Genomic DNA, 7,447 nt, shown 5'->3' with positions numbered 1-7,447 from the left:
ATTCGAGCGGGCCCGCGTTACTTGTCAGGCGAAGAAGCCTCAGTGACGCTTGCGAGCGACCACGAGGGTCACGCCACCAGCCAGCGCGATGACGCCAGCGCCAGCGGCGATCGACGCGGCGGAGCCGGTGTTGGCCAGCGTCGGGTTCGAGGCGGCGGGGGTGCCGGCCGGAGCGTTCGTGTTGCGGATGCCGCCACGAGCGGAGACGGGGGCCGGGCCGTTGCCGGTGGAGATCTGGCCGCGGGTGGTCACGCCGGTGGTGCCGACGGGGCCGGAGGCCGCGCCAGCGCCACCCTGATCGGCGGCGGGGACCGAAGAATCATCGGACTGGGCCGGCGTCTCAGCGGAACCACCGGTGTTGTTGTCGTCGGCCGGGGTCGAGGGCTGCTCGGGGGCCGGTTCCTCGTCGGCCGGGGTCGAGGGCTGCTCGGGGGCCGGATCCTCGGTGGCCGGGGTCGAGGGCTGCTCGGTCGAGGGGGCCTCGGTGGCCGGGGTCGAGGGCTGCTCGGTGACGGGGGTCTCGGCAGCGAAAGCGACGCCGGCCGAAGCGGCGATCAGACCGAGCGCCGCGGTGGCGGCGAACAGAGACGAGGTCGTCTTCTTCATTGTTTCTCCTGGAACAATTGTGGTGAGGGATGAATGCGTGACCCTGACCAATGCGGGCCGTGCGCGTCACGGCGTTCTCCCCCACCCTACAACACTTCCTGACCAATACGCACAGATTTCCGAAAATCACCCGCCGGCGAGTCGCATCCCACTTTTTCAAGGGGCTTTGTTCGCCTCCGCCGCGCGGGAAAACGACGAGGTCAGGACAGCTTGGCGGTCGCAATGAACTGGAAAATACCCTCCATGATGAGCTGCGTCGCAATAGCAGCCAGCAGCAGACCGGAAATCTTTGTCAGCAGCATGATGCCGCCGGGCCCCAGGAGCCGGGACAGCATCAGGGAGAATCGCATGGTCAGCCACATGACAAGGTGGGCCAGCACGACAGCGACGATGACAGCGATCCACGAACCCACGTTCGTGCCGGCCTGTCCGACGGACACCATAACGGCGACGATCGAGCCGGGGCCTGCGAGCAGCGGCGTACCCAGCGGGACGAGCGCGACGTTGACGCCCTCGTCCCCCGTATCCGGAGACGACGAGTCCGTGCCCATGAGGAGTTCCATGGCGACCAGGAAGAGCAGGACGCCGCCGGAGAGCTGGAGGGCCTCCATCGATATGTGGAGGAGGCGCAGGATCTGCCCGCCCAGGATCGCGAAGGTCAGGATGACGCCGAAGGAGACGGAGGTCGCCTGGATGGCGGCGTGGCGCTGCTTGGGCTGGGAGTATCGGGCGGTGAGGCCCAGGAAGACGGGCACGGTCCCGATGGGGTCCATGATGACCGTCAGCGTCGCGAAGGCAGTCGCGAAGAGTGTGACGTCGAAGAGGCTCACGGCTCGACCACCTCGATGGCGCCCTGCGCGATGACCTCGGCGATCACCTGCGGATCCGTCGTGTTTTCGCCGATGCGGTTGGGCTTGCCCGTCCCGTGATAGTCGGAGGAGCCGAACACCGCCAGGCCCATCTCGCGGGCCATACGATCGACGTCGGCGCGATCCTCGGGGGCGTGGTCGCGGTGGTCGCGCTCGATGCCAAAGAGGCCGGCCGCCGCCATGTCGGCGATGACGGCCTCGGGCAGCAGGTGTTGGCGCTTACGGGCGCGGGGATGGGCCAGGACAGGCACTCCCCCGGCCTCGCGCACGCAACGCACGGCCTCGACCGGGTCGGGCGCCCAGTGGCACACGTAGTAAGGACCCGACGGGTGCAGGGCCTTGACGAAGGCGGCACTGCGGTCGGGGAATGCGCCGGCAGCGACGAGCGCGTCCGCGATATGCGGGCGCCCCACGGGGCCGCCCTCGGGCGCGAAGGCTGCCACGTCCTCCCACGTGATCGGGTAGTCGGCCGACAGGTTCTCGACCATGCGCACGGCGCGCGTCTCGCGATCCTCGCGCGTGCGTCGGAAATTATCGACGAGGCCGGGGCTGGCCGGGTCGAAGAGGTAGGCCAGGAGGTGCACGGTGATCCCCGAGGAGGAGCACGACATCTCGGTGCCCCGGATGAGGCTCACGCCGGTGTCCGCGACGGCGGCCGCGGCCTCGTCCCATCCGGCGGTCGTGTCATGGTCCGTCAGCGCGATAGCGTCCAGCCCGGCCTGAGCGGCAATAGACAGGAGCTGCGCGGGCGTATCCGTCCCATCTGAATACGCGCTATGAGTATGGGGGTCAATTCGCTTCACCATTTGAGACTACCCCATTAATCCGATCACACAACCGCGCGGGCGAACACCACCCGCGCGCGTCAGGAGGCCTCGCAAAAGCCCCATTTTTGCCCGGTCTTGACCGTGTTTTCTGCACGTTCTCCCATCGCGACACCACCCTTTTTGGTTAACCGCTCACCTGCAGCGATGAGCTGTCGACTGTAGGAAACTGGCATCACACGGCCATTTGGCCTCCCTCAACACCGATTGGAGTACACGCGTGTCTGACAAGGATCAGACCCAGGTGTCCACCGCGACTGACGCGGGAGACGCCGGGTACAACAAGGCTCTGAAAAACCGACACATCCAGATGATCGCCATCGGCGGTTCGATCGGCACCGGCCTGTTCCTAGGTGCCGGCGGTCGACTGGCCCAGGGCGGCCCCGCACTGGCCTTCGCCTACGCGGTGTGTGGCATCTTCGCGTTCCTGATGGTCCGCGCCCTCGGCGAGCTGGCGGTGCGCCGCCCCTCCTCGGGCGCGTTCGTGTCCTACGCCCGCGAGTTCCTGGGCGAAAAGGGTGCGTTCATCACCGGCTGGTTCTTCTTCCTGGACTGGGCGGTCACCGTCATGGCTGACATCACCGCCGTGGCGCTCTACATGCACTACTGGAACATGTTCGAGAACATCCCCCAGTGGGTCATCGCCCTCATCGCGCTCGCACTCGTCTTTGTCCTCAACATGATGAGCGTCAAAGCCTTCGGCGAGGCCGAGTTCTGGTTCGCGATGATCAAAGTCGCGACGATCCTCATCTTCATGGGCGTCGCCATCTGGGCGATCATCACCCAGGCTCACGTCGGCGAGTACACCGCGGGTGTCCACAACATCTCCGAGTCCGGCGGCTGGTTCCCCGAGGGCCTGGCCCCCGTCTTCGCGCTCACACTGGGCGTCGTCTTCGCTTTCGGCGGCACCGAGATGGTGGGCGTCGCGGCGGGCGAGGCGAAGGACGCCGCGAAGATCCTGCCCAAGGCCATCAACTCGATGGTCATCCGCATCTTCTTCTTCTACGTCGGCTCCGTCGTTCTCTTCGCCTTCGCGCTGCCCTACACCGCCTACTCCTCGGATGAGTCTCCCTTCACGACCTTCTTCTCCGGCCTCGGCGTGCCCCACGCGGGCGACATCATCCAGGTGGTCGTCCTGACCGCCGCACTGTCCTCGCTCAACGCGGGCCTGTACGCGACCGGTCGTACGCTGCGCTCGATGGCGCTCGTGGGCGAGGGCCCGCGCTTCGCCGCTCGCCTCAACAAGAACCACGTCCCCTACGGCGGCATCATCATCACCGCGTCGCTGGGTCTGCTCGGCGTCCTGCTCAACGCCTTCGTCCCGGAGAACGCCTTTAACATCGTCATGGACCTGGCGGGCATCGGCATCGCCGGCACCTGGGCGATGATCCTGATCTCGCACCTGGCCTTCCTGCGCAAGGTGAAGCGCGGCGAGGCACAGCGTCCGGAGTTCCGTATGCCCGGCGCCCCCTACACCAACTACCTGGCGCTGCTCTTCTTCGCGGTGGTCGTTGGCTCCAACGTGACCTCCGAATCGGGCCGTTGGACACTCGCGCTCTTCGCCGTGGTCGTCGTCCTCATGGTCGCCGGCTGGTACTACGTGCGCGATCGCGTCGGTAACCTGACCGACGAGGCCGCCGCCTCGCTGCAGGGCGAGGAAACCCTGGTGGCGGGCGACTGAGAAAGGACGAACAGTGCGTCTTCACGTCACGTATGCCGGTGGCACCATCGGCATGGTCGACTCCCCCGAGGGTCTGCGCCCCGGCGCGGACCTGCAGGGGTGGTTCGGCTCCCAGCTGGAGGGCATCGAGCTGGCCTCGAACATCACGATGTCGACGCTGGACCCGCTCATCGACTCCTCGGAGGCTACCCCCGAGGACTGGCAGGCCATCATCGACGACATCAACGCGCACGCCGACGAGGCGGACGCCTTCCTGGTCCTGCACGGCACGGACACGATGGCCTACTCGGCTGCGGCCCTGTCGTACTCGCTGGCGAGCATGGGCAAGCCGGTCGTCCTGACCGGCTCCCAGTACCCGCTCGGCGTCGTCGGCTCGGATGCGTCGTCAAACGTCACGGGCGCGCTGCGCGCCGCGATTTCGCACCGCGCACGAGGCGTCATGCTGTTCTTCGGGCATAAGCTCCTGGCCGGCAACCGCGCCACCAAGACCTCGTCGTGGGCGTTCCGCGGTTTCGAGTCGCCCTCCGTGTCTCCCATGGCGCGCACGGGCGCCCCGTGGCGCTGGTACGGGGCGCCGAGTGCGGGCACCGGCTGGCAGGACCCCAGCCCGTACACGCGCCAGGATGTCGCCGTCATCGACGTGGTGCCCGGTATGAGCGCCGCGCGGCTGCGCGCCATGACGACGCCGCACCCGGACGCGGTTATCCTGCGCACCTTCGGCGTGGGGAACATCCCGGCCTCCGAGCCGGGTCTCGTGGACGTCCTGGCCGAGCTCGCGCAGGCCGAGGTGCCGATCATCGTCGCCTCCCAGTGCTACCAGTCCGAGGTCATGCTCGGCCACTACGAGGCCGGCAACGCCCTGGCGCGCCTCGGCGCAATCGGCGCGCACGACATGACGCTCGAGGCACTCTACGCCAAGACCGTCTTCCTGCTCTCGCAGGGCAAGCGCGGCGCTGACTTCAAGCGGTGTATGGACCTGTCCATCGCGGGAGAACTCACCCTCCAGGACTGAGTCTCCTCCACCCGACACAGCCCCGGCCTCGTCCCCGGCGCACAGCGCGCCACAGGGAGACGAGGCCGGGGTTTGTCATGACCACCGAACCCGCCCGAGGGGCCGAGGAGCCGTAGAATAGTGACCATGAGTGAAGAAGCTTCCCAGTCCATGGCCGATCGCGGCGAAAACCGCTCCCGTCAGCCCCAGTCCTCCGCATTCCGCGATTTCATCGGCTCCGGATGGGGGCCTCGCCCCTCCGAACTGCCCGCACGTGAGCGCGTCGCCGACTTCCTGCACGACCGCACCCTCAAGGCCGGCGCCCCATTCCCAGGCGAGCGCCTCGTCGTGCCCGCAGGCCCCTACAAGGTCCGCTCCAACGACTGCGACTACCGCTTCCGCGCGCACTCGGCCTTCGCGCACCTGTCGGGCCTGGGCGGCGAAAAGGAGCCGGACACCGTCCTGGTGCTGGAGCCGAACGAGGACGGCACCCACACTCCCCTGCTCTTCTTCAAGCCCCGCGCCTCGCGTTCCTCCAAGGAGTTTTACGCGGACGCCCGCTACGGCGAATTCTGGGTGGGCGCGCGCCCCTCGCTCGAGGAGCTGAGCGCGCAGACCGGCCTGGAAACCCGCCACATCGACACCCTGCGCGACGTGCTGGCGAAGGACGCCGGGACCGTGCAGCTGCGCATCGTGCGCGGCGTCGACGCCAACGTCGAGGCGATGGTGAACGAGGTGCGCACCCAGGCCTCCCTGCCCGCAGGCGAGGACGCGCGCAAGGAGGACGAGGCCCTCGAAGAACATCTCTCGGAGATTCGCCTCATCAAGGATGCGTTCGAGCTCGACGAGATGATTCGCGCGGTCGAGGTCACCAAGGCCGGCTTCGAGGACATCATCCGCGTCCTGCCCCGCGCCGTGGGCCACCGCCGTGGCGAGCGCGTCATCGAGGGCGCATTCCGAGCGGTCGCCCGAGAAGAGGGCAACGGCGAGGGATATGAGACCATCGCGGCCTCGGGCAACCACGCGAACACCCTGCACTGGATCGACAACGACGGAGAGGTCCGCGAGGGCGACCTGGTGCTCGTCGACGCCGGCGTCGAGGTCGACTCCCTCTACACGGCCGACATCACGCGTACGCTGCCCGTCAACGGCCGCTTCACCGAGGTCCAGGCGCGCGTCTACCAGGCGGTCCTCGACGCCTGCGAGGCCGCCCTGGCCCGCGCCAACGAGCCCGGCTGCCGCTTCAAGGACGTGCACGACGCCGCTATGAAGGTCATCGCCGCCCGCCTGTATGAGTGGGGCATCCTGCCCGTCACCCCCGAAGAGTCGCTCTCCCCCGAGGGCCAGCAGCACCGCCGCTGGATGCCGCACGGCACCAGCCACCACCTGGGCCTGGACGTCCACGACTGCGCGAAGGCTCGCGCCGAGCTCTACCAGGGCGCGCTGCTGGAACCGGGCATGGTCTTCACGATCGAGCCGGGCCTGTACTTCCGTGCCGACGACCTGCTGATCCCCGAGGAATACCGGGGCATCGGCGTGCGCATCGAGGACGACGTCGTGGTGAACGCCGACGGCACGGTCACGCGTATCTCCGAGGACATTCCGCGCACGATCGCGGACGTCGAGGAGTGGATCGCGAGCGTTCAGTCCCGCTGAGCCGCGCGAAGACGCTGAGGTTACGCCTCGGTCTGGTCCTTTTCGGGGGACGAGGCCGGGGCGTCCTCACGTTCGGGCGCAGCGTTCTCGGGCGCGCTCACAGTGACGGGAGCGGGGGCCTGGGGCACGCTCACTACCTCGGCACTCACGGGCGCGCCTGCATCCGGCGCCGCGGCCTGAGGCGTCGTCGGGGACACCGCCTCGGACTCCTCGCTGGCAGCCGGTCCGGCCGGAACCTCGCCGTCCTTCGTCGCCGCACCGAAGCGGGGGCGGCCATCGGGGAAGAATCCGACGGAATCCTTCTTCTGGCGCTGTTCCTCGGTGCGGGGACGCACGACGCGCGCCCGATTGCCGGGGGTGCGCTGTAGGATCTGATAGGCGCGGTCGATGTCGGCCGAGGCCAGGACCGCGTAGCGCAGAGCAACGACCTGCTGGGAGGAGACCAGGTCGCGGCTGCGACCCCGGATGAGGAACGCCAGGGCGGACAGCGCCATACCCGCCAGCGCACCCACAACGATGCCGCCCACGACCCACGCGCCCGTGCCTCCCGCGTTCTGTCCGGCGGACATGAGCATGCCTGCGAGCGCACCCCACAGGGCGCCGCTCGACGCGCCGGACATCGAGGCGCGGGCGATCGTCATGCGCCCCGTCACCCGCTCAACCAGGTGCAGATCCGTGCCCACGATCGTGATCGACGAGACGTCAAAACCGCTGTCCGACAGGAAATCGACGGCCGTACGAGCCTGCGCATAGGTCTGGTAGGAGGCGACCTCCGTGCCCGTGGGCATCTGCGGGTCCATCACGACAGCCATACTTTCTC

General features: G+C 68.0%; 7 protein-coding genes. 3 read left to right on the top strand and 4 right to left on the bottom strand.

What is annotated here, in order from left to right:
* Positions 1-39: 39 nt before the first annotated feature.
* The 3 genes from HMPREF1137_RS05160 to HMPREF1137_RS05150 form a co-directional block, all read right to left on the bottom strand.
* Complete coding sequence (locus HMPREF1137_RS05160; RefSeq protein WP_007589598.1) at positions 40-606, bottom strand: LPXTG cell wall anchor domain-containing protein; 567 nt, start codon at positions 604-606, stop codon at positions 40-42.
* Between the two features lie 200 nt (positions 607-806).
* Entirely contained in the window at positions 807-1,436 is a 630-nt protein-coding gene (locus HMPREF1137_RS05155; RefSeq protein WP_007589624.1) for a MarC family protein, read from the bottom strand.
* Positions 1,433-2,281 carry a PHP domain-containing protein gene (locus HMPREF1137_RS05150; protein ID WP_034496911.1) on the bottom strand — a complete coding sequence of 283 codons (849 nt, stop codon included), beginning with the start codon at positions 2,279-2,281 and terminating at the stop codon, positions 1,433-1,435. Before HMPREF1137_RS05150 ends, HMPREF1137_RS05155 begins: the two co-directional genes overlap by 4 nt.
* Before the next feature lie 238 nt (positions 2,282-2,519).
* Here HMPREF1137_RS05150 and HMPREF1137_RS05145 point away from each other — a divergent pair, with 238 nt between their 5' ends.
* From HMPREF1137_RS05145 to HMPREF1137_RS05135, 3 genes are all read left to right on the top strand, one after another.
* On the top strand, positions 2,520-3,980 hold the full coding sequence (locus HMPREF1137_RS05145; protein ID WP_007589625.1) for an amino acid permease: 1,461 nt from the start codon (positions 2,520-2,522) through the stop codon (positions 3,978-3,980).
* A gap of 13 nt (positions 3,981-3,993) precedes the next feature.
* Positions 3,994-4,992 (top strand): asparaginase, encoded by a 999-nt coding sequence (locus HMPREF1137_RS05140; RefSeq protein WP_007589600.1) that lies wholly within the window; start codon positions 3,994-3,996, stop codon positions 4,990-4,992.
* Between the two features lie 126 nt (positions 4,993-5,118).
* Positions 5,119-6,627: an aminopeptidase P family protein gene (locus HMPREF1137_RS05135; protein ID WP_034496913.1), complete on the top strand. Its 1,509-nt coding sequence runs from the start codon at positions 5,119-5,121 to the stop codon at positions 6,625-6,627.
* 20 nt (positions 6,628-6,647) lie between these two features.
* On the opposite strand, the gene HMPREF1137_RS05130 is transcribed toward HMPREF1137_RS05135, so the two are convergent.
* Positions 6,648-7,439, bottom strand: coding sequence for a YflT domain-containing protein (locus HMPREF1137_RS05130; protein ID WP_007589612.1), 792 nt, complete (start codon positions 7,437-7,439; stop codon positions 6,648-6,650).
* Between the last annotated feature and the right edge of the window lie 8 nt (positions 7,440-7,447).

Origin of the sequence: Actinomyces sp. ICM39 (assembly GCF_000282935.1) — a bacterium.
In the GTDB taxonomy this organism is placed as follows: Bacteria; Actinomycetota; Actinomycetes; order Actinomycetales; family Actinomycetaceae; genus Pauljensenia; species Pauljensenia odontolytica_B.
This window is presented reverse-complemented; position numbering and strand designations above follow the sequence as displayed.